Genomic DNA, 22,223 nt, shown 5'->3' with positions numbered 1-22,223 from the left:
GCGAATCAACGGGTTTGGCAGGCCACTTGCTGTAGAGCTGGGCAAAACTGCCAAGAGCCCTGCCATGCTGGTCGTTCACCACCGTTGCGCCCCCCGGGACACCTGGGACGCCGAACTGCACCTCACCTACGACGCTCGCAGCAAGAGTCGCCTGAGAGCCATGACCAGCGCCGGCGAAGACGTCGGCCTGTTTCTTGAGCGCGGGCAACCGCCGCTGGCCGATGGCGACTGTCTGGAAGCCCGCGACGGCCGCATCGTACGAATCGTCGCACGCCCGGAAAAGCTGCTGCACGTGACCTGCGCCAGCGCCTTCGAGCTGACTCGCGCCGCCTATCATCTGGGCAATCGTCATGTGGCCTTGCAGATCGGCGATGGCTGGCTGCGGCTGCTGGACGATTATGTGCTCAAGGCCATGCTGGAACAGCTGGGTGCCCAGGTCAGCGAGATCGAGGCCGGCTTCCAGCCCGAGCATGGCGCCTACGGTGGCGGTCATCATCACTCGCGCCATGGCGAAGAGGGCTTCAACTACGCACCCAAGCTGCACCATTTCGGCGTGCGTACGTGAATCCGCCCTTCGCCCTGTTGCGCCTGGCCAGCCCTCAGCTACCCATCGGCGGCTACAGCTACTCCCAAGGCCTGGAGCTGGCCATCGACAGCGGCCTGATCCGCACCGCGGCGGAGGCCGAGGTCTGGCTGCGCGACAGCCTCGAACTCAACCTGGCGCGCTTCGAAGCACCCCTGCTGCTGGCCCACTGCGAAGCCGCGGCTGCGGCGGACTGGACGAGGCTGAGCGAACTAGCCGACCGGCACCGCGCCAGTCGCGAGACCGCGGAATTCCAGCTGGAAAGCCGCCAGACCGGCTATTCCCTGGGGCAGCTGCTGCTCGGCCTGCCGGAGCTGGATGATGCCAGTCGGCGCCTGCTGAGCGAGTTGCCACCGACCTTTGCCTTGGGCTGGGCGCTGGCCGCCCGCGCCTGGGCGATCACGCCCCAGGCCGCCCTGGAAGCCTGGCTGTGGACCTGGCTGGAAAACCAGCTGGCGGTGCTGATGAAGACCCTGCCGCTCGGCCAGCAAGCCGCCCAACGCCTCACCTCCCTGCTGCTGCCGACCCTGGCCACCGCGACCGAGCAGGCTACCGCCCTGCCCGAAGCGGCCTGGGGCGGCGCCCCTTTCGGCCTTGCCCTCAGCAGCATGGCCCACGAGCGGCAGTACAGCCGCCTGTTCCGTTCCTAGGAGATCCTCTGATGACTACCCAACCCCTGCGCGTCGGTATCGGCGGACCGGTCGGCTCCGGCAAGACCGCCCTCACCCTGGCCCTCTGCCGCGCCCTGCGCGAGCGCTACAACCTGGCGGTGGTGACCAACGACATCTACACCCGCGAGGATGCCGACTTCCTGGTGCGCAACGAGGCCCTGGCGCCCGAGCGCATCCTCGGCGTGGAAACCGGCGGCTGTCCGCACACCGCCATCCGCGAAGACGCCTCCATCAACCTGGAAGCGGTCGACCAGCTCAACCGGCGCTTTCCCGGGCTGGATCTGATCCTGGTGGAATCCGGAGGCGACAACCTCTCCGCCACCTTCAGCCCGGAGCTGTCGGACCTCACGCTCTATGTCATCGACGTCTCGGCCGGCGACAAGCTGCCGCGCAAGGGCGGCCCCGGCATCTGCAAGTCGGATCTGCTGGTGATCAACAAGATCGACCTGGCCGAACAGGTCGGTGCCTCCCTGGAAGTGATGGATCGCGATACCCGCAAGATGCGCGGCGACAAGCCCTTCGTCTTCAGCAACCAGAAGACCGGCCTGGGCCTTGAGGACATCATTGCCTTCATCGAGAAACAGGGTCTGCTGACCGCTGCCTGAACCCAGGATTTCACCCCCAAGGAGCTCCCATGAGACACGCCAAGATCCTCGCCACCGCTGCCCTGCTACTCGCACCGGCCCTGGCCTTCGCTCACCCCGGGCACGCCGAGAACGGCCTGGCCGCCGGGGTGCTGCATCCCCTGACCGGTCTCGACCACCTGCTGGCCATGCTCGCCGTGGGTCTCTGGGCCGCCCAGCAACAGGGCAAGGCGCGCCTGGCGCTGCCCTGCACCTTCGTCGGCACCATGCTGATCGGCGGCCTGCTGGGCTTCACTGGCCTGGAGATTCCCTTCATGGAGACCGGCATCGCCGCCTCGGTGCTGGCGCTGGGACTGCTGGTGGCGCTGGCCGCCCGGCCGCCGGTCGCCGCTGCCGTTGGCCTGACCGCCGCCTTCGCCCTCTTCCACGGCGTGGCCCACGGCCTGGAATTGCCGGAGATGGGCAATCCCTGGGCCTACGCTCTGGGCTTCGTCACCGCGACCGCCGCCCTGCATGGCCTGGGCTATGCCGTGGTGCGCTACCTGCCCCAGGCGGCCACGCCGCTGGTGCGACTCGCCGGCATCGCCACCGCCGTGGCCGGTGGTTGGCTGCTCGCCGCCTGATCCGTCAGGCGATCCCCAACTGCTGGCGCAACCGCGCCAGCACGCCTTCTTCCGCCACCGCCGGCACCTGCGCGGTATAACCGCCAAAGCCGGCGAAGCGCTTGGCGAAGTCCACCTCGAGCACGAATCTGTTATCGAACTGCGGCGAGGCCAGGGGCGCCAGCACCTCGGCAGAGTAGGTATCGCGTGGATCGCTGCCCAGACGCACGGGCAGGTCGCCGCTCTGCTGGCGATAGGCGACCCAGGGCGAATAGGTGAAGGCCTCCAGCCGCCCGCGCGCCAGATCCAGCTCCAGCAGCCGCAGCAGGCCGTTGCCGCCGGCGTATTCGGTCTGATAGTTGACCAGCAGGAGATCCACCGGATGGCCGAAGTCGTTGACCAGCCGCAGGTGGGCGCTGCCGTGGTTGTGGCCATTGAGGGTGAGGAAGATCTGGTCGTTACGACGGATCAAGCGGTTCCACAGCCGCACCCCGGTGTCGTTGCGCCGAGTGGAGAGCACCGCCTGACCGTTCACCAGGTCGATGATGTTGTGCGACGCGAGGATGGTCGGCAGGTGCGGATAACGATCCAGCACCCCCTGGGCCCAGTCCAGGCTCTGCTCCGAGGGGCACCAGTCCAGCGTCAGCAACAGAAAGCCCTGGCCGAGCGCCGAGAAGCGATGGGCCTCGTTGAGGCCGGTGACATCGCGCTCGAGAAAAGTGGCCTGGCGTGCCGCCCGCTCGCGACCGAAATACTGGGTGAAGAGCTCGCGACCGTCGCGCAGGCGATCCTCGGTGTAGAGTTCGACGACATCGTGATCACCGGTCATGACGCTGTAGGGCACCCCGGCCTGCTCCAGCCGTGCCATGGCGTGACTGGCCAGGGCCCATTCGCCACGCTGCTCGGCGTTTTCCACCAGATCGCCCAGGTGCACCACGAACGGCAGGTTCAGCGCCGCGGCGTTGTGCGCCAGCCAATGGGTCTGGGCATGAAAGGCCAGTGCCGGCGAATAGCCTAGGTGGCCATAACGCTCTATGCGCCGGCCGTCGGGCTGCATCTCGTGGTTGTTCTCGCTGTAGTACTGAGTATCGGGCAGCACGCCCAGAACAAAACTGGTACGCGACGGCAATGGCCTGAGCGGCGTGAAGCTGTGGCGCTCGAACCAGTGGGCGCGGTGCTCTGGCAGGCCATAGCGCTGGGTCGGCTTGCACGCGGCCAATAGCGGCAGACCGGCCAGCGCCAGGCACAGCCGGCGACGATGGAAATCGGGCGAATCGGTCATCACAGCGGCCTCAGGGCAGGTAGTAGGCCTGCCAGCGATTGTCGTTGAAGCGGCCTTCCAGCACCGGTCGGCGGCTGGCCAGCGGAGTACTCGCCAGGGCCGCCTGGCTGTCGGCGTCGAGCAGCACATAGGCGGGGCGCGCAACCTGGGCCAACTGCCCGGGTTGGCCGATGTCGATGAAGGTCGGCAGGGGCGCGTCGTAGTCGAGGTTCATCAGGTAACGGAAGGCCTTGGTGTCCTGGCCCAGGCCAAAGAACACCAGCTGGCCCGGCTCCCCCTGACGCAGACTCTCCAGACGCGTGACGAAGGCGCGGGTGTCGTAGCGCAGCGCCTGCATCGGATCCAGCGCCAGAACGATCAGCAGCCATTGTGCCAGCGCCGCCGCGGCGAGCGGCATGCCCAGGCGGAAGGCACCCCGTTCACGCCAGGCGGCGACCAGGGCGAACAGCGCCAGAATGCCGAAGGCGCCGAGCAGCAGCCGCATGTCCAGCGGCGGCCACCAACCCGCGGCCTGGAGCCGGGGTTGCTGCAGCTTGACCAGCACTCCGAGCAGCACTGGGAAAACCACCAGCAGCGGCAGGAACAGGCGCCGTACCCAGGCCAGGGCACCCTGTCCCTGCAGCAGCACCCAGGCGCCGAGGGCGGCGCAGGCCGGAATGGCCGGCAGGATGTAATAGGGTTTCTTGAAGGTGGGTATCGACAGGGCCACCACGATCAGCACGGCGAAGCCGGCCAGCTGGATCAGCAGGCGGCTGTCCGCCTGCGCATGGCGCAGCCGCCAGTGACGCCTCAGCGTCGGCAGGGCGAACAGCGCCAGGGGAAAGGCCGGCGCATAGCGATAGAGGCCCAGCTGCAGGAAGTACCACCAGGGATAGCCGGCGCCGTCGGTGTCATCCATCCGCCCGGAGACCTGCATGCGGATCACGTCTTCGACGAACACCGTGCCACCGGTACGCCAGGCCAGCCCCAACAGTACCGCGCTGCACAGCGCCAGCACCAGGGCCCCGACCAGACCATAGCCAAGGCTGCGCCGCCAGTCACCCTGCAACAGCCAGTAGAGACAGACTACCCCGCAGGGCTCGATCAACCCCAACGGACCGCGTACTGCGAAGCCTGCCGCCATGCAGCAGAAAACCAAGACGCGCCGCCGCGGCAGGCCGCGCTGATCAGCGCTCCACAGCAGATAGAAACACCCCAGCGCGGCCAGGGTGACGAACTGGTCCAGGCAGATGGAGCGGGCCTTGGCCAGAAAGCCATTGGTGAGCAGCAGCACCAGTACCGCCAGCAGGCCCCAGGCGCGGGACCGCTCGGCCAGCAGGCGATAGAGCAGGCCGACAATGGCCGCCGAGGTCAGCGCGGTGGGAATCACCGTGGCCAGGCGATTGACCTCGCCGAACAGCTGGGCGAAGACGTCGATCAGCAGCGTCGAGGTCGCGGGATAATCCGGATAGGGCTGTCCGTAGCTGGTCGGGAAGGCACTGGCCCCGTGACGAAACATCTCCTGGGCGAACAGCGCGAAGCGGCCGTCGAAGCCGATGAAGGGCTGCTCCCACAGCCCCAGGGTGAACAGCAGCACCGCCAGCAGGCACAGCGCCAGGCTTTCGAGGCGCAGACGCGCCGGGCTCGGGATGGACGACACGCGGCAGGACTCCGGCAGGCAGGGAAGGACGGGCTCGCGACCCGGCGCCACTATCGCCGAACAACCTTAGGGATCGCTGAAACCAGGCTGACGGCAGGCTGACAGGAACCCCAGAACAGAGCGGTTCGGTTAGGAGGCGGTCGCGACTATGCCGATGAATTGAAGATTTTTCATGACAGCTGCATCCAAAGCGCCGGCTGCCGGGTATAGCACCTACAGTCCAACCGACTGTGCCCCCTCTCAATCCGGAGCAAGCGCATGAACAACACCTCCAGCCGTTGCAGCATCCTGGTCCTGACCGCCCTGCTGAGCACCCCGCTGCTGGCCCAGGGCGAGTTGCCCGAGGCCGTCCGCGTGCCCGCCGGCAACAGCCTGATGCTGGAAACCGTGGGCAAGGGCACCATCGTCTACGAATGCCGCGACAAGAAGGACATGCCCGGCCAGACCGAGTGGTTCTTTGTCGGCCCCAAGGCCGACCTGCATGATCGCCAGGGCAAGCAGGTGGGGCGCTACTACGGTCCGCCGGCCACCTGGGAAGCCGCCGACGGCTCCAAGGTGGTCGGCAAGCAACTGGCCATCGCTCCCGCCGGCGCCGGCAACCTGCCCTATCAGCTGGTGGAGGCCGCGCCCGCCGAGGGCAAGGGCGCCTTCCAGGGCACCACCTACATCCAGCGCACCGCGCTTAAGGGTGGCGTCGCGCCGGCCAAGGCCTGCACCTCGGCCAACAAGGGCGAACAGCAGACCGTGAACTACCAGGCCGACTATCTGTTCTGGAAGAAGGGCTGAGGTCCAGGGGACAGCCAGGAGCGGATCGGCTAGGCTCGGCTGATCCGGTCGCCACCCTGGCGTCCCCAGCCTGGCGCGCACCCTCGTGACCGAACGTTCCCCCGATCCAGCCGTCCTGCTCGCCGCCTGTGCCCGGGGAGAGCGTGCCGCCCTGCAGCGGCTCTACCAGAACGAGGCGCCGCTGTTGCTGGGTATCGTCCTGCGCCTGGTGCGCGATCGCGGGCTGGCCGAAGACATCCTCCACGACGCCTTTCTGCGCATCTGGCGCGGCGCCGCCAGTTTCGCCCCGGAGCGCGGTTCGGCCCGCGGCTGGATGTGCAGCGTGGCCCGCAATCTGGCGCTCAACGCCTTGCGTGATCGGCAGCGCCTGGTGCCCCTGGGGGATGACTGGGAACCCCTGGCCGAGTCTGCCGATCCGGCGCGAGAAGCCGACGGCAGCCGCCTGGAGGGCTGCCTGCAGAACCTGGAAGCGCCGCGGCGGGAGGCCATCCTGGCCGCCTACCTGGACGGCTGCTCCCATGGCGAGATCGCCCAGCGCCTGCAGGCACCCCTAGGCACGGTGAAGAGCTGGATCACGCGTGGTCTCAAGGCGCTCAGGGAGTGCATGACATGAACAGCGACACCACCCTGCCCCCGGACGAAGAACGCGAACGCCTGGCCGGCGAATACGTGCTCGGTACCCTGGACGCCGAAGAGCGTCGTCGCGTGGAGCTTGCGCTGGCGACGGACGCCCTGCTGGCCGCCGCCGTGGCGCGCTGGGAGGCGCGCCTGCAGCCGCTGGCCGAGCGGGTGCCACCCGTCGAGCCCGGCGCGAATCTGTGGCCGCGCATCGAGCGCAGTCTGCGTGAGGCCGACACCCGGGTCGTCATCCGGCGCGAGTCGCTGTGGCAACGGCTGGCGCTCTGGCAGGGTCTGAGTGCGGCAGGGCTGGCCGCCAGCCTGGTGCTCGCGGTGCTGCTACTGCTGCGCCCGGTACCCACGCCAAGCTACCTGGTGGTGCTGGCGGCGCCCAGCGATCGCACGCCCGGCTGGGTGATCCAGACTGCCAGCGCCCATGACCTGCAGCTGATTCCGCTGGGGCGCGATGCCGTGCCGAGCGGCAAGACCCTGCAATTTTGGACCAAGGCCGATGCCTGGCAGAGCCCGGTATCTCTAGGTCTGGTCCAGCCTGGGCGTACTCTGCAGGTACCGCTGGACCGGCTGCCGCCGCTGGAAGCCAACCAGTTGTTCGAACTCACCCTGGAAGACCAGGGCGGCTCGCCCACCGGTCGACCCACCGGGCCGATCCAGTTCATCGGCCGGGCAGTGAAGGTGCTCTAGCGAGCGCCCTTAACTCTTGCGGTGGATGTTGAAGTTGTTGAACGCCTGGCAGGTCGCCATCAGCTGGATACGGTTGATGTTCACGTGCTTGGGCTGGTTCAGCGCCCAGTGGATGGATTCGGCGATGTCATCGGGCGTCAGCGGTTCGGTGCCCGCATAGACGGCATCGGCCTTGGCTTTGTCACCCCCAAAACGCACCACCGAGAATTCGCTTTCCGACAGGCCCGGCTCAATGTTGGTCACCCGTACCCCAGTGCCCAGCAGGTCCGATCTTAAGCTCAGGCTGAACTGCTTGAGGAAGGCCTTGGTGGCGCCATAGACGTGGCTGCCCGGATAGGGATAGTCGCCCGCGACCGAGCCCAGGTTGACGATGCCGGCGCCGGCGCCATGGGCGATCAGCCGCGGCAGCAACAGGCGGGTGCAATAGAGCATGCCCTTGATGTTGGTATCGACCATGGTGTCCCAGTCATCCAGGTCGCAGCTCTGCGCCGGAGTGTTGCCCAACGCCAGACCGGCATTGTTGACCAGGGCGCGCAGCTGGTTGAATTCCTCGGGCAGGCCGGCGACCGCGGCTTCCACGGCGGCGCGATCCTGGACGTCCAGCACCAGCGGCAGCACCTTGGCTTGACCGGACAATTCCTCGGCCAGGGCGTGCAGGCGATCCTCGCGGCGGCCGGTGATGACGATCGACCAGCCGTCCTTGGCGAAGCGGCGAGCGGTGGCGGCGCCGAAACCGGAAGTGGCACCGGTAATGAAGATCGAAGACATGAAAGATTCCTTCTGCGAGGGGATTTTGGCCGAGGCTCACGATAGCTCAGGGACATTGGTCAGGCGAATACCCAGATCGGCTGGAATCCGACCGATCAGCCATAACGCCTTGGTAGCCAACAGTTTTTTTGCACTGGTGATTTTTTGAGCAGTGCCTGCCAGGCCAGACACCCTGGGCCTCGCGACCGGCTATGCCGAGCTTATCCACAGGACGATCCACGGATTTCATGCACAGAACTCGGCCTCGTGGCTAGGTGGATATGTCCACCGGCGCGAGCCAGTCGGGTGGTCCTGGCGGTGCCAGGCCCGTGCAGGCCGCCTCCACACAGGCAGCCAGGCCGGCAAAGCGCAGCTCGCGACCGGTGAGGCCCGGACCGTAGTGGGCGAACTTGCCGGAGTTGGTCAGCAGGGTGCGAGCATGAGGCGGCACCAGGGGTTCGCCGAGCATGCACCAGCAGGTATCGCCCACCAGTTGGGCACCAAAGACCTCCAGCTGGGCCAGGGCACCACTGCGCTCGGCGGCGGCGCGCACCTCGCGACCCAGGGTGATGACCAGGGCCACCTGGGGATGCCGGTGCCGGCCGCGGCAGAGATTGGCCAGCTGCTGGCATTCCTCGGCGGAAAAATGGGGGTTGCCCAAGGCCACCAACTGCACCTCGCGCGTGGAGACACTATCCAGCTCGGCCCAGGCCTGGCGCAAGTCGGCCAGGCCTATGTCTTCGATTTCCAGTTCAGGCGCGGCCACCGCAGCCAGGGTCGGCGCCTCGGGCGTCACCCCAACCAGGTGGAACAGCGGTGCTGCCGAGGTAGTGGCGAAGGCGGCGCCAAAGGCCTTGAGATCGTCGCGACTGGGCCGGGCGTCTTCCAGACCTAGCACCGCGGGGATCCCGGTGGGTGAGCGCAGGCCGATCCAGTAACCGAGCAGCGGATAGAAGGCGTCGTCATGGCCCGCAGGTACGCTGACCCGGAACACCTTGCCCGCGCGGCGGCCGCTGTCCAGGTGGCAGCCGGCCAGCGGCGCCCGCCCGGTCAGGGCGGTGCAGATATCGAGGAAGTCGGCGTACTTCTGGGTGCGCGCGCCCAGCACGCTGTTGGCGAAGACCACGGCGTTGGATTCGGCCCAGACCACCTGCTCGCCCAGCGCGGGAGCACTGTCCAGCAGATAGGGCGCGCAGGTAAAGGTGGGACGGCAGCCCAGGGCTACATAGGCCTCGGCCAGGGCACTGGCCGGCTCGCCCAGCGCCGGGTCGACGCCCTGCTCACGCCAACGACGCTGGTCCACGGACACCGCATTGAGACTGGTGGGCACCCGCACCCGACCGCCCCACTCCACCAGCCGCTGGGCAAAGGCCAGACTGGCCGGGCCGGTGTAGATACAGCCGTCGATGTGCGCCTGGGTGATGTCGAGCAGTTCGCGGGCGCCCTGCAGCTGTGCCATGCGTACCAGGATCTTCATGGCCGCCTGGACGGCCTTGCCCTGGGCGCCATCCAGCATCGCCTGGTCGGTCACGCTCAGCTGGAGCTCGGCGATGTCAGGCGGTTCCATTTCGGGAAAGTAGCTATCCGGCGTTCCGACCCAGTCATCGGCTACCGCGATCTCGTCCTGCTCGGCCAGGGCCGCAAAGGCCTTGGCGCCCAGGCTGACCACCGGCAGGGAACAGCCGAACAATTCCTCCGCGACGATGGCGCCGAGGCTGAGGATCTCGTCCGGCTCGGCCAGCAGCAAGGCCGCCGGCCCGCGTCCCGCCAGCAACAGCTCTAGGAGCACGGCGCTGCCGGTACAGGAGCCACGTCCGCTGGGGATGGCCAGGATGCGCCCGGCCAGCTCCAGACCGTGCAGGGGATGGTGGCGATCGATCACCCGGCCGCTGGCCGGATCGACGCCACCCCAGAAACTCAGGCCCAGGGACGCCCAGGCCAGACGTCCCCGGGCATGGCCCGCGACCAGAGCGCGACCGCGGACCGCGTCCACCGCTAGTGGCCGCCTAGATAGGCTTCCCGCACCTGGGGATTGGCCAGCAACTCCTGGCCGCTACCGGTCATGCGGATTTCGCCCGTGACCATCACATAGGCGCGGTCGGACAGGCGCAGGGCATGGTTGGCGTTCTGCTCCACCAGGAAGATGGTCATGCCGCTCTTCGCCAGCTCGCGCAGGATCTGGAAGATCTGCTTCACCACGATGGGCGCCAGGCCCAGGCTGGGCTCGTCGAGCAAGAGCAGCTTGGGTCGCGCCATCAGCGCCCGGGCGATGGCCAGCATCTGCTGCTCGCCTCCGGACATGGTCATGGCGCGCTGGTTACGGCGCTCCTTGAGGCGCGGGAAGAGCTCGAACATGCGCTGCATGTCCTCGTCCACCCAGCGGGTGCCGATGGGAATGGTGCCCATCAGCAGATTCTCCTCTACCGTCATGTCGGGGAACACGTGGCGCCCCTCCGGCGATTGGGCGATACCGTTGGAGGCCACGTAGTGGGCGTTCTTGCGGGTGATGTCCTCGCCGCGATAGAGGATCTGCCCGTTGCGCGCCTGGGGTTGGCTGAAGATGGACATCAGCAGGGTGGACTTGCCGGCACCGTTGGAGCCGATCAGGCTCACCGTCTCGCCTTCGTTGATGGACAGAGAGACGCTCTTCAGGGCCTGGATCGGCCCGTAGAAGACGTCGACGTTGCGAAATTCCAGGATCGGCGTGGTCATGCCACCTCCTCTTCTTCGGCGCCGAGGTAGGCGGCGATGACCTTGGGATCGTTGCGGATATCGGCCGGCAGGCCGCGGGCGATGACCTGGCCATGGTCCAGTACCACGATGTGGTCGGAGATGTTCATCACCATGCCCATGTCATGCTCGATCAGCACCACGGTGATGCGGTGCTGGTCGCGCAACAGGCGGATCATCCCGGCCAGGGCCTCGGTCTCGGCCGGGTTGAGGCCGGCGGCCGGCTCGTCCAGGCAGACGATCTCCGGGCGGGTGCACATGGCCCGGGCGATTTCCAGGCGACGCTGCTGGCCGTAGGAGAGTTCGCCGGCCAGGCGGTTGGCGTGGTCCACCAGGTCCACCACCTCCAGCCAGTAGAAGGCCGTGTCCAGCGCCTTTTCTTCGGCGCGGCGATAGCCGGGGGTATTGAGGATGCCGGTGATGAGATTGCGGTTGCACTGCATGTGCTGCGCCACCAGCAGGTTCTCCACCACCGACATTTCCTTGAACAGGCGGATGTTCTGGAAGGTGCGGGCGAGACCGGCGCGATTCACCAGGTGGGTGCCGCCGAACATCTTGTACCAGAGCCGGCTGCCGAACTGCACCGGATTGACGAAGTCGGCCGCCTGGAAGCGTTCGCCCATGATCTTGCCGACGCGGGTCGAGCGACCATCGGCGGTGTCCAGGCGGATTTCGCCATCGGTGGCCTTGTAGAAGCCGGTCAGGCAGTTGAACACCGTGGTCTTGCCGGCCCCGTTGGGGCCGATCAGCGCGGTAATGGACTGGCGTTTGATCTCGAAGGACACGTCCGAAAGCGCCTTGATGCCCCCGAATCTCATGCCCAGACCGTTGACGGTCAGAATGTTATCGCTCACGGCGCCACTCCCTTGCGAATCGCGAAGCCACTGCGGGCGATACGGATCAGGCCGCGCGGCCGCCACATCATCATCACCACCATGAGCACGCCGAATACCAGCATGCGGATGTCGCCGAATTCGCGCAGCAGCTCGAACAGCAGGGTCATGACGAAAGCCGAGACCACCACGCCGACGGTGGAGCCCAAGCCGCCCAGCACCACGATGGCCAGTACCAGCACCGACTCGAAGAAGTTGAACGAAGCCGGGTTGATGAAGCCCTGGTAGGTGGCGAAGAACACGCCAGCGAGGCCCGCGGTGGACGCACCGATCATGAACGCCGAGAGCTTGACCAGCACATGGTTCAGACCCATGGCGCGGCAGGCGATCTCGTCCTCGCGCAGGGCTTCCCAGGCGCGACCGACCGGCATACGGGTCAGGCGGTGCTTGATGTAGAGCACCAGCAGCACCACCAGGAACAGCACGGTATAGATGAAGATCATCGTCGCGTTGGGGTTGTAGCTGATGCCCAGCAGCTCATGGATGGGCACCCCGCCCTCCTTCGCCCGGCGCCCGAACTCGATGCCGAAGAAGGTCGGCGAGGGCGCGGCGATGCCGTTGGGGCCCTTGGTCACTTCCAGCCAGTTGTTGAGCACCAGCCGGATGATCTCGCCGAAGCCAAGGGTGACGATGGCCAGGTAGTCCCCGTGCATGCGCAAGACCGGGAATCCCAGTATCGCCCCTGCCACCGCGGCCAGCACCGCTGCAAGCGGCAGCATGGTCCAGAAGCCCAGACCCAGGTACTGGTAACCCAGCGCCAGGCCATAGGCGCCGATGGCATAGAAGCCGACGTAACCCAGGTCGAGCAGCCCCGCCAGCCCCACCACGATGTTCAGGCCCAGGCCCAGCAGCACGTAGATGAGGCAGAGGATGATCACCGTCAGCCAGTACTTGGTAGCCAGGAAGGGAAAGGCGATGGCCAACAGGATGATGATGGGCAGGATGAACCTGAGGTTGGACTTGTGCCCCGGCGGCAGCACATGGACGCCGCCGTCGTTGCGTTTGAAGGACTCGATCCAGTCGCGGCCCTTGGCGGTCTGGCTGAACAGGCTGAGCAGGAAGCGACCGGCCATGACCACCGCGACCATGATGCCGACACGCCCGGGCTGGACGTTGTAGCCATAGCCGTCGAGCACGATGCCGACGATGGGGCCGAACAGGATCAGCGAGACCAGGCCGACCATGAGGGTGTCGCGCAGTACGACCTTGAGATCGAAGGAGGAAGACGTCTGACTCATGGATTCACACCTTCGTGACCTGGGGTTTGCCGAGCAGCCCCTGGGGCCTAAAGATCAGGATCGCCACCAGCAGCGAGAAGCTGAAGACGTCCTTGTAGTCCGAGTTCACCAGGCTGGCGAACTGGGCTTCGGAGATGCCGAGGATGATGCCGCCGAGCATGGCGCCGGGCAGTGAGCCGATGCCGCCGAGCACCGCCGCGGTAAAGGCCTTGATACCGATGATGAAGCCGGCATAGAAGTCGAAGGTGCCGTAGTTGAGGGTGATGAGTACCCCGGCCAGTGCCGCCATGGCCGCGCCGATGATGAAGACGTAGGAGATCACCCGGTCGGTGTTGATGCCGAGGATCTGCGCCATCTTGCGATCCTGCTGGGTGGCCCGGCACATGCGGCCCAGGGTGGTCTTCTGGATCACGTAGGTGAGCAGGCCCATGCCGATGATGGAGGCCACGATGATGAAGATCTTGGTGTAGGTGATGATCACGAAGCCTTCGCCGATGTGCAGGCGCAGGGCGCCGTCGAGCAGCGTCGGTACGCCCTGCTGGCGCGCGCCCTGGGCGAGCTGCACGTAGTTCTGCAGGATCAGCGACATGCCGATGGCCGAGATCAGCGGTGCCAGCCGTGTGGAGTTGCGCAGCGGCTTGTAGGCGATGCGCTCGATGGCCCAGCCGTACACGGAGGTGACCACCACGGTGAAGATCAGGGTGCCAAGGATCAGCACGGGGAAGGAATGCAGGCCGAACACGCTCAGCAGGGCGATGCCGATGGCGGCGAGATAGGCCGACACCATGTATACGTCGCCGTGGGCGAAGTTGATCATGCCGATGATGCCATAGACCATGGTGTAGCCGATGGCGATGAGTCCGTAGACCGAGCCCAGGGTCAGGCCGTTGACCAGTTGTTGCAGGAAGATACCGTCCACGTTTGCAGTCTCGCGCTGGATGGATGACGAGGGCCGCCAGCCACCGCCTCGTCCTGGGGCGGAGACGAGAGGGCGGCCGGCGGGTTCACGCGAGGATCAGGGCAGTTGGTTGTACTTGCCCTTGTCGTCCCATTCGTACATCACGTAGTCGGAGACCTTGAGGTCACCCTTGCTGTCCCAGCTCTTCTCACCCAGCACGGTGTTGACGCTGTGGGCCTTCAGCCACTCGGCGGCCTTGGTGCCATCGGTGCCCTTGATACCGTTGAAGGCAGCGGCCACGGCCTGCAGCGAGGCATAGGAGTAGAGGGTGTAGCCCTCGGGCTCGTAACCGGACTTGCGCAGCGTTTCCACTACGGTCTTGCCAGCCGGATTCTTCAGCGGATCGGCACCGAAGGTCATCAGCACGCCCTTGGTGTACTGGGGACCACCGGCGGTGGTGACCAGATCCAGGGAAACGATGCCGTCGCCGGAAACGAACTTGGCGGTCACACCCTGCTCACGCATCTGGCGGACCAGAGGACCGGCCTCGGGGTGCAGACCGCCGAAGTAGACCACGTCGGCACCCGAGGCGCGGATCTTGGTGACCAGGGAGTTGAAGTCCTTCTCGCCGCGAGTCAGACCCTCGTAGAGCACCTCTTTCACGCCGCGCTTGTTGAGCTGCGCCTTGGTCGCGTCGGCCAGGCCCTGACCGTAGGTGTCCTTGTCGTGGATGATGGCGACCTTCTTGGCCTTGAGGGTATCGACGATGTAGTCGCCGGCCACGATGCCCTGCTGGTCGTCACGCCCGCACATGCGGAACACGCCCGTCAGGCCGCGCTCGGTGATCTTGGGGTTGGTGGACGCGGGGGTGATGGAAATGATGCCGGCTTCGTCGTAGATTTCCGAGGCAGGCATGGTGTTGGAGGAGCAGAAGTGGCCGATCACGGCCTTGACCTTCTCGGAGTCTACCAGGCGGTTGGCCACGGCCACGGCCTGCTTGGGCTCGCAGGCATCGTCGCCCTGCACCAGCTTGATCTTCTCGCCATTGATGCCACCGGCGGCATTGATGTCCTCCGCCGCCTGGGTAGCGCCCTTCCAGAACTGCTCGCCGTAGGCGGCACTGGCCCCGGTATAGGGACCCGCGACACCGATCACGATGTCGGCATGCGCCAGGGAGGAGAGAGTGAACGCAGAACCGATAGCGAGAGCCAGAATGCCTTTTCTGTAAATCTTCGACATGGGAGGTTTGCTCCAGAGGGTGGTTGGCTCTCTCGCCAGAGCAAAGCCTATGCCATCACTCAGCTGTGTCCCTGGCGCAAAGGCCATTTGCCGGTACGACAGCGAGCGAAATGTCCTGGCCTGCCACGGCGAAGGCCGCAACCAGTGGACCCGTCGCCGTTTTAGACTTTCGTCTTAGTCAGGATATTAGTCGGGATAAAGACCTGCAGCGGTAGCAGTAGAACGGGTAAAAGGCAGAGGTTTGTTACCAGATAGCAACCCGGTTGCACCTGTTTCGCACCAAAACGTAACATCGCCCCCATCCTGCGCCACCAAAGTAACCATGGTCTGTTTCGGACGTAACGAGGCGAATCAATCGGTTCCGGCTATTGGCCAGATCAACGAAACAGCAAAAGAAAAACGGCCGACTTGCACAGGTTGGGATGCGCAAATCGGCCGCTTGAGGGGCCCGACCAGAGCGGTTGCCGGGCGGGCTGCAAGGTCTTTAGAGCACCACGCGCAGGCACTGCCCCGCGTGATAGAGGGTAAAGCCAGCCTCGTACATCAGGCTGCGCCACTGTCCTACCGGGTTGGAATCCAGCGAAGCCAGCGGCATGGGCAGGTCCTGCCGATCGCCACTGCACAGATAGCGGGCAAAGGCCTGCCCCACCACCGTGCCCGTGGTGACTCCGCGACCGTTGTAGCCGGTCACCGCGAGCAACCCCGGTGCCGGCTCGAACAGCCGCATCAGGTGATCGGGGGTGAAACCGATCTGGCCCGTCCAGGTGCACTCCCATTCCACCCGCTCGAGCGAGGGGAAATAGTGCCGCTGGATGCGGTCGGCCCAGGCGCGGATGAAACCGGCCGGGCGTCCTGCCATGTTGCCGAGGCTACCCAGGAGCAGGCGGCCATCGGCATCGCGACGGATGCTGCTGAGCACCGTCCGGGTATCCCAGGATCCACGCCCCTGAGGCAGGATGAAGTCCGCTTCCGCCCCGAGAGGCTGGGACGCCACCTGATAGTAGTAGCCAGGAAAGAACTGCTTGCGCAGACGGGTCCATTCGCCTTCGGTGTAGGCGTTGGAAGCGATCACAACCTGGTCGGCGGTGACCCGCCCCTGGGAGGTTTCCACCTGCCAGCGATCACCCACGCGCTGCAGGCGCTGCACCGCGCCCTGCTCGAACAGCTCGCCGCCCTCCTGGCGCAGCGCCCTGGCCAGTCCCAAAGCGTAGCCCATGGGCACCAGGGTACCGGCGCGGTGATCGAGCAGGGCCCCGCTGATATCGCGCGTGCCGCAGGCGCTGTAGCAGGCCTCGCCTTCCATTAACTCGACCCGCGCACCGCGCCGTTGCCATTGCTCGGCACGTTGCCCCAGATCGGCCAGGCCCTTGGCGCTGTGCGCCATGTGCAGGGTGCCGGCGCGGCGTGGCTGGCAGTCGATGCCATAGCGCTCGATGAGACCGAACACCTGACTCGGCGCATCGCCCATCACCCCCAGCAAGCGCTCCCCAACCTCCTGTCCCAGGGTCGCCACCGCCTCGTCCGGCGGGATCCACATGCCGGCATTGACCAGCCCGACATTGCGCCCGGAGCCGCCATGGCCGACGCCATGGGCCTCCAGTACCACCACCCGCCGCCCGGCCTGGGCCAGGTGCAGCCCGGTGGACAGGCCGGTGTAGCCACCGCCGATGACGCAGACCTCGGTGTCACGCTCGCCTTGCAGCGGCGCTCCGGGCATCGCCGGATACAGCCGCTCCCACAGGCACTCCTCACGCAACTGCATTCTCGGCGCTCCTGGCGGATCCACTCAGTCGAACACGATGCCCTGGGCCAGCGGCAGTTCGCGGGAGTAGTTGACGGTGTTGGTCTGGCGGCGCATGTAGGCCTTCCAGGCGTCGGAGCCCGATTCGCGACCGCCACCGGTTTCCTTCTCGCCACCGAAGGCGCCACCGATCTCGGCACCGCTAGGCCCGATATTGACGTTGGCGATGCCGCAGTCGCTGCCAGTCGCCGACATGAAGGCCTCGGCCTCACGCACGTCGGTGGTGAAGATGCAGGACGACAGGCCCTGGGGCACGGCGTTGTTCAGCGCTACCGCCTCGTCGAAATCGTCGTAGGTCAGCACATAGAGAATGGGGGCGAAGGTCTCGTGGCGTACCGCCTCGCTCTGCTCGGGCATCTCGACGATGGCCGGGGCCACGTAGTAGGCCTCGGGATACTGCTCAGCCAGCTGACGCTCACCGCCGTAGACCACCCCGCCCTCACCACGCGCCTGTTCCAGCGCACCCTGCATGGCCTGGAAGCTGGCCGCATCGATCAGCGGACCGATTAGGTTGCCTTCCAGCGGATGGCCGATGCGGACTTTGGCATAGGCGGTCTTCAACCGGGCGACGATCTCGTCCTTGACCGAACGATGGGCGATCAGGCGGCGCAGGGTGGTGCAGCGCTGGCCGGCAGTGCCCACGGCGCTGAACAGGATGGCACGTACGGCCATGTCCAGATCGGCACTCGGCGCGAGGATCATGGCATTGTTGCCGCCCAGTTCGAGGATGCTGCGGCCGAAGCGCGCCGCAACCCGCGGTCCTACCTCGCGACCCATGCGGGTGCTACCCGTGGCGCTCACCAGCGCCACCCGCGGATCGTCCACCAGGGCCTCACCGGCGGCGCGGTCGCCGACGATGACCTGGCTGAGATCGGCGGGGGCATCGCCGAAGCGCGCCAGGGCCTTCTCGAACAGCGCCTGGCAGGCCAGCGCGGTCAACGGGGTCTTTTCCGAAGGCTTCCAGATCACCGGATTGCCGCAGACCAGGGCCAGGGCGGCGTTCCAGGACCAGACCGCCACTGGGAAGTTGAAGGCACTGATGATGCCGACCACACCCAGCGGCTGCCAGCTTTCGCGCATGTGGTGACCCGGACGCTCGGAGGCGATGGTCAGACCATAGAGCTGGCGCGACAGGCCAACGGCGAAGTCGCAGATGTCGATCATCTCCTGGACTTCGCCCAGGCCTTCCTGGGTGATCTTGCCGGCTTCCCAGGACACCAGTTCGCCGAGATCGGCCTTGTGCGCGCGCAGCTCTTCGCCGAGCAGCCGCACCAGTTCGCCACGACGCGGCGCCGGCACCGCGCGCCAGGCCTGGAAGGCACGGTCGGCGCGGGAGATCTTCTGCTCCACCTCGGCGGCGCTTTCCAGGGCGACGCTGCCCAGTTGGCTACCGTCGATGGGGGAATGCACCCGATGCTCGCCTTGGGTGTAGTGCTGGGCAGAAACGCCGAGGCGTTCCAACAGGGCCTTGCTCATGCTGAGGTCTCCGCAGAAAGGAAATCGTCCCTGAGTATGGTCAGGCCAGCGGCGCCGGACAACCGACCTTTGCTCGGCATATCATTCCCTTTTTTCATGCCGCGAGTCCGCTCATGCAACGTCGCCACCTGCCGTCCATCACCGCCATGCAGTGCTTCGAGGCGGTGGCCCGTCATCTGAGCTTTACCCGCGCGGCCGACGAACTGGCGCTGACCCAGAGTGCCGTCAGCAAACAGGTCGCTCAGCTGGAGGATCTCCTGCAGCACAGCCTGTTTCGCCGGGTCCGGCGCCGCCTCCAACTCACCCCGGCCGGTGCCCTCTACCTGGCCGAGGTGGACAAGATCCTCAACCAGTTGGAGATGTCGGCGCGCTACCTGAGATCCTATGGCGGCGAGACCGAGGTGCTGCGCGTGGCCACCCCACCGACCTTTGGCGAGCGCTGGCTGGTCCCGCGGCTGAAGGGCTGGCGCCTGCGCTTTCCCAACATCCACCTGGATGTCTCCAGCGCCCTGGAACCGGTGGATTTCCGCGACCCCCGCCACGACGTGGCGCTGTTCTATGGTCACGGCAGCTGGCCGGGTGCCGAATGCGAACTGCTGCTGCACGAGCACATGGTCGCGGTCTGCGCACCGGATCTGCTGCCCGCCGAAGGCATCGCCGGACCCGAGCAACTGGTGGACTTCGTCCTGCTGCAGAACACCACCCGCCCTGAATCCTGGCACGACTGGTACGCCAGCCTGGGTCGGGAGGAAGTGCACAGCCATCACGGTCCGCGCTTCGACACCTTCACCCTCTGTGCCCGCGCCGCCCAGGAAGGTTGCGGGGTGGCCCTGCTGCCGGAATTCCTCGTCGCCGAAGAACTGGCTTCCGGCCGCCTGGTGCTCGCCTGGCCCCACCGCCTCGCCAGCCCCCACGCCTACTGGCTGGCCTATCCTGAACAGATGGCCGAGGTGCCCAAGGTGCGCAGCTTCATCGAATGGATTCGTGAGAAGGCGTAGTGCCCGTAGGTTGCGGCTGAGCACAGCGAAGCCCAACAGTCCCTGGCTCCACGCCGCTTTCAAGCAGTGGAGGCTGGCCTGCGTTGTCATGTTGGGCTTCACTGCGCTCAACCCAATCTACCACCTGTGTTCACCAACCATAAAAAAACCCGGCCGAGGCCGGGTTTTTTACTCAGGGTCGTCTTAGACGCCGGAGGCTTCCGCCGCCGCCACGTCCTTGATCGACAGCTTGATGCGACCGCGGTTGTCCACGTCCAGCACCAGCACCTTCACTTCCTGACCTTCCTTCAGCACGTCGGTGACCTTCTCGATACGCTGATCGCTCAGCTGCGAGATGTGCACCAGACCGTCCTTGCCCGGCAGGATGCTGACGAAGGCGCCGAAGTCGACGATGCGCTCCACCTTGCCGACGTAGATCTTGCCGATCTCGGCCTCGGCGGTGATGCCCAGGACACGCTGCTTGGCAGCTTCAGCGGCTTCGCGGGTCTCGCCGTAGATCTTGATGGTGCCGTCGTCTTCGATGTCGATCGACGCCTTGGTCTCTTCGCAGATACCACGGATGGTGGCGCCACCCTTGCCGATCACGTCGCGGATCTTGTCCTGGTCGATCTTCATCGCCAGCATGGTCGGGGCGTTTTCGGACAGCTCGGCACGCGACTCGGAGATCACCTGGTTCATCTGACCCAGGATGTTCAGACGCGCTTCCAGCGCCTGCTCCAGAGCGATTTCCATGATCTCTTCGGTGATACCGTTGATCTTGATGTCCATCTGCAGGGCGGTGACGCCCTTGGCGGTACCGGCCACCTTGAAGTCCATGTCGCCCAGGTGATCTTCGTCACCCAGGATGTCGGTCAGAACGGCGAACTTCTCGCCTTCCTTGACCAGACCCATGGCGATACCGGCAACCGGCGCCTTGACCGGCACACCGGCGTCCATCAGCGCCAGGGAGGCACCGCACACCGACGCCATGGAGCTGGAGCCGTTGGACTCGGTGATCTCGGAGACCACGCGGATGCTGTAGGGGAAGGCTTCCTGGGTCGGCAGCATGGCCTGGATGCCACGACGGGCCAGACGGCCGTGACCGATCTCGCGGCGGCCCGGGCTACCCATGCGACCGCACTCGCCGACCGAGAAGGGCGGGAAGTTGTAGTGCAGCATGAAGCTGTCGCGGCGCTCGCCTTCCAGGGTGTCCAGCAGCTGCGAGTCACGGGCGGTGCCCAGGGTCGCGGTGACCAGCGCCTGGGTTTCGCCACGGGTAAACAGGGCCGAACCATGGGTCTTCTTCAGCGGACCGACTTCGATCTGCAGCGGGCGTACGGTGCGGGTGTCGCGACCGTCGATACGCGGCTTGCCGTCGACGATGTTTTGGCGCACGGTGCGGTATTCCAGCAGACCGAAGGTCTCCTTGACCTCGGCTTCGCTGTACTGACCGTTCTCACCGGCCAGCTTGGCGATGGCCTGATCGCGCAGGGCACCCAGGGCCGCATAGCGATCCTGCTTGATGGTGATGGTGTAGGCACGGGACACGGCCTCGCCGACCTCGGCCTTGACGGCTTCGATCAGGGCGGTGTTCTCGGCAGGCGCCTGCCAGTTCCAGGTCGGCTTGCCGGCTTCGGCAGCGAACTGGCTGATGGCCTCGATGGCCACCTGGAATTCTTCGTGGGCGAACAGCACGCCGCCCAGCATCTGGTCTTCGGTCAGCTCGTCGGCTTCGGATTCGACCATCAGCACGGCGTCACGGGTACCGGCCACGACCATGTCCAGGCTGGAGCTCTGCAGCTGCTCGTAGCTGGGGTTCAGCAGGTAGCCCAGCTCGGTGTGGTAGCCCACGCGGGCAGCGGCGATGGGGCCGGCGAAGGGAATGCCGGAAATGGCCAGGGCGGCGGAGGTGCCGATCATGGCGGCGATGTCCGGATCGGACTTCTTGTTGGTGCTGACCACGGTGCAGACCACCTGGACTTCGTTCAGGAAGCCTTCGGGGAACAGCGGACGGATCGGGCGATCGATCAGGCGCGAGGTCAGGGTTTCCTTCTCGGAAGGACGGCCTTCACGCTTGAAGTAACCACCGGGGATGCGGCCAGCGGCGTAGGTCTTTTCCTGGTAGTGCACGGACAGCGGGAAGAAGTCCTTGCCAACGGCGGGCTGCTTGGCACCGACCACGGTGACCAGTACGCTGACGTCATCGGTGGAGACCAGCACCGCACCGGTCGCCTGGCGCGCGATGCGGCCGGTTTCCAGGGTGAAGGTCTGCTCACCGAACTTGAATTGCTTGATTACTGGATTCACAGTCTTTCCTTCTCTTTATTGCCTTGGGGGAAATCGAGGCGACCAGAGGGATTCGGACCCTCGCTGATCTCCGGGTGACGCAAGCCGATTCTGTCGGCCTCTCAAGCAAAAAAGCCGGAGGCCGGCGCGAGCCGACCTCCAGCTTCAGACTGCTTGCAGCAGGTCTGCATCGTATTAACGACGCAGGCCCAGGCGAGCGATCAGTGCGCTGTAACGAGAGGTATCCTTGGACTTCAGGTAGTCCAGCAGCTTACGACGCTGGTTGACCATGCGGATCAGACCACGACGGCTGTGGTGGTCTTTGCCGTTGGCCTTGAAGTGACCTTGCAGCTTGTCGATGTTGGCGGACAGCAGGGCAACCTGCACTTCCGGCGAACCGGTATCGCCTTCGCTTTGCTTGAACTCGTTTACGATCTGGGCTTTGTCTTCAACGCTCAGTGCCATGATAGG

General features: G+C 65.8%; 21 protein-coding genes. 8 read left to right on the top strand and 13 right to left on the bottom strand.

Going from position 1 to position 22,223, the window contains the following annotated elements; all coding sequences use genetic code 11:
* Window positions 1-64: 64 nt before the first annotated feature.
* From ureE to ACWPW1_RS03145, 4 genes are read left to right on the top strand one after another with little or no spacing between them, the layout of a single operon-like run.
* Window positions 65-565 (top strand): urease accessory protein UreE, encoded by a 501-nt coding sequence (gene ureE, locus ACWPW1_RS03160; protein ID WP_434775677.1) that lies wholly within the window; start codon window positions 65-67, stop codon window positions 563-565.
* Complete coding sequence (locus tag ACWPW1_RS03155; protein ID WP_323149848.1) at window positions 562-1,233, top strand: urease accessory protein UreF; 672 nt, start codon at window positions 562-564, stop codon at window positions 1,231-1,233. Before ureE ends, ACWPW1_RS03155 begins: the two co-directional genes overlap by 4 nt.
* A gap of 11 nt (window positions 1,234-1,244) precedes the next feature.
* A complete protein-coding gene (gene ureG / locus ACWPW1_RS03150; protein WP_059313391.1) occupies window positions 1,245-1,859 on the top strand; it encodes an urease accessory protein UreG in 615 nt (204 codons plus the stop codon).
* A gap of 29 nt (window positions 1,860-1,888) precedes the next feature.
* A complete protein-coding gene (locus tag ACWPW1_RS03145) occupies window positions 1,889-2,461 on the top strand; it encodes a HupE/UreJ family protein (protein ID WP_434775675.1) in 573 nt (190 codons plus the stop codon).
* Window positions 2,462-2,465: 4 nt separating this feature from the next.
* Here the strand turns inward: ACWPW1_RS03145 and ACWPW1_RS03140 are convergent, their stop codons facing one another.
* Both ACWPW1_RS03140 and ACWPW1_RS03135 read right to left on the bottom strand, forming a co-directional pair.
* Window positions 2,466-3,722 carry a metallophosphoesterase gene (locus tag ACWPW1_RS03140; protein WP_454252329.1) on the bottom strand — a complete coding sequence of 419 codons (1,257 nt, stop codon included), beginning with the start codon at window positions 3,720-3,722 and terminating at the stop codon, window positions 2,466-2,468.
* Window positions 3,723-3,732: 10 nt separating this feature from the next.
* The gene (locus tag ACWPW1_RS03135) at window positions 3,733-5,361 is read right to left on the bottom strand and encodes an ArnT family glycosyltransferase (protein ID WP_454252328.1); all 1,629 of its coding nucleotides are present in this window, start codon (window positions 5,359-5,361) and stop codon (window positions 3,733-3,735) included.
* Window positions 5,362-5,619: 258 nt separating this feature from the next.
* On the opposite strand from ACWPW1_RS03135, the gene ACWPW1_RS03130 reads away from it, so the two are divergent.
* The 3 genes from ACWPW1_RS03130 (at window position 5,620) to ACWPW1_RS03120 (ending at window position 7,467) form a co-directional block, all read left to right on the top strand.
* Window positions 5,620-6,147, top strand: coding sequence for a DUF3455 domain-containing protein (locus ACWPW1_RS03130; protein WP_059313387.1), 528 nt, complete (start codon window positions 5,620-5,622; stop codon window positions 6,145-6,147).
* Window positions 6,148-6,232: 85 nt separating this feature from the next.
* Window positions 6,233-6,760 carry a sigma-70 family RNA polymerase sigma factor gene (locus ACWPW1_RS03125; RefSeq protein ID WP_313648117.1) on the top strand — a complete coding sequence of 176 codons (528 nt, stop codon included), beginning with the start codon at window positions 6,233-6,235 and terminating at the stop codon, window positions 6,758-6,760.
* Window positions 6,757-7,467: an anti-sigma factor gene (locus ACWPW1_RS03120; RefSeq protein WP_059313385.1), complete on the top strand. Its 711-nt coding sequence runs from the start codon at window positions 6,757-6,759 to the stop codon at window positions 7,465-7,467. Before ACWPW1_RS03125 ends, ACWPW1_RS03120 begins: the two co-directional genes overlap by 4 nt.
* 9 nt (window positions 7,468-7,476) lie before the next feature.
* On the opposite strand, the gene ACWPW1_RS03115 is transcribed toward ACWPW1_RS03120, so the two are convergent.
* The 9 genes from ACWPW1_RS03115 to amaB form a co-directional block, all read right to left on the bottom strand.
* Window positions 7,477-8,235 (bottom strand): SDR family oxidoreductase, encoded by a 759-nt coding sequence (locus ACWPW1_RS03115; protein ID WP_271653755.1) that lies wholly within the window; start codon window positions 8,233-8,235, stop codon window positions 7,477-7,479.
* A gap of 250 nt (window positions 8,236-8,485) precedes the next feature.
* Window positions 8,486-10,207: a cis-3-hydroxy-L-proline dehydratase gene (gene lhpI / locus ACWPW1_RS03110; RefSeq protein ID WP_454252327.1), complete on the bottom strand. Its 1,722-nt coding sequence runs from the start codon at window positions 10,205-10,207 to the stop codon at window positions 8,486-8,488.
* 2 nt (window positions 10,208-10,209) lie between these two features.
* Window positions 10,210-10,926 carry an ABC transporter ATP-binding protein gene (locus ACWPW1_RS03105; RefSeq protein WP_059313382.1) on the bottom strand — a complete coding sequence of 239 codons (717 nt, stop codon included), beginning with the start codon at window positions 10,924-10,926 and terminating at the stop codon, window positions 10,210-10,212.
* Window positions 10,923-11,798: an ABC transporter ATP-binding protein gene (locus ACWPW1_RS03100; RefSeq protein ID WP_059313381.1), complete on the bottom strand. Its 876-nt coding sequence runs from the start codon at window positions 11,796-11,798 to the stop codon at window positions 10,923-10,925. Before ACWPW1_RS03100 ends, ACWPW1_RS03105 begins: the two co-directional genes overlap by 4 nt.
* Window positions 11,795-13,075, bottom strand: coding sequence for a high-affinity branched-chain amino acid ABC transporter permease LivM (livM, locus tag ACWPW1_RS03095; RefSeq protein WP_059313380.1), 1,281 nt, complete (start codon window positions 13,073-13,075; stop codon window positions 11,795-11,797). The genes ACWPW1_RS03100 and livM overlap by 4 nt, the downstream gene beginning before the upstream one ends.
* A gap of 4 nt (window positions 13,076-13,079) precedes the next feature.
* Window positions 13,080-13,994, bottom strand: coding sequence for an ABC transporter permease subunit (locus ACWPW1_RS03090; protein ID WP_017640614.1), 915 nt, complete (start codon window positions 13,992-13,994; stop codon window positions 13,080-13,082).
* A 96-nt stretch (window positions 13,995-14,090) separates the two neighbouring features.
* The gene (locus tag ACWPW1_RS03085; RefSeq protein ID WP_059313378.1) at window positions 14,091-15,212 is read right to left on the bottom strand and encodes a branched-chain amino acid ABC transporter substrate-binding protein; all 1,122 of its coding nucleotides are present in this window, start codon (window positions 15,210-15,212) and stop codon (window positions 14,091-14,093) included.
* A 484-nt stretch (window positions 15,213-15,696) separates the two neighbouring features.
* Window positions 15,697-16,974, bottom strand: coding sequence for an L-pipecolate oxidase (gene amaA / locus ACWPW1_RS03080; protein ID WP_454252326.1), 1,278 nt, complete (start codon window positions 16,972-16,974; stop codon window positions 15,697-15,699).
* Window positions 16,975-16,998: 24 nt separating this feature from the next.
* Complete coding sequence (amaB, locus tag ACWPW1_RS03075) at window positions 16,999-18,489, bottom strand: L-piperidine-6-carboxylate dehydrogenase (protein ID WP_059313376.1); 1,491 nt, start codon at window positions 18,487-18,489, stop codon at window positions 16,999-17,001.
* Between the two features lie 113 nt (window positions 18,490-18,602).
* Here amaB and ACWPW1_RS03070 point away from each other — a divergent pair, with 113 nt between their 5' ends.
* The gene (locus ACWPW1_RS03070) at window positions 18,603-19,487 is read left to right on the top strand and encodes a LysR substrate-binding domain-containing protein (protein ID WP_007162643.1); all 885 of its coding nucleotides are present in this window, start codon (window positions 18,603-18,605) and stop codon (window positions 19,485-19,487) included.
* Between the two features lie 183 nt (window positions 19,488-19,670).
* Here the strand turns inward: ACWPW1_RS03070 and pnp are convergent, their stop codons facing one another.
* The gene (pnp, locus tag ACWPW1_RS03065; protein WP_059313374.1) at window positions 19,671-21,773 is read right to left on the bottom strand and encodes a polyribonucleotide nucleotidyltransferase; all 2,103 of its coding nucleotides are present in this window, start codon (window positions 21,771-21,773) and stop codon (window positions 19,671-19,673) included.
* Window positions 21,774-21,947: 174 nt separating this feature from the next.
* On the bottom strand, window positions 21,948-22,217 hold the full coding sequence (rpsO, locus tag ACWPW1_RS03060; protein WP_007162645.1) for a 30S ribosomal protein S15: 270 nt from the start codon (window positions 22,215-22,217) through the stop codon (window positions 21,948-21,950).
* Window positions 22,218-22,223 lie beyond the last annotated feature (6 nt).

Source organism: Pseudomonas sp. Marseille-Q7302 (assembly GCF_965111925.1).
The sequence above is the reverse complement of the archived record's forward strand: the minus strand, read 5'-3'. Positions and strand labels throughout refer to the sequence as shown.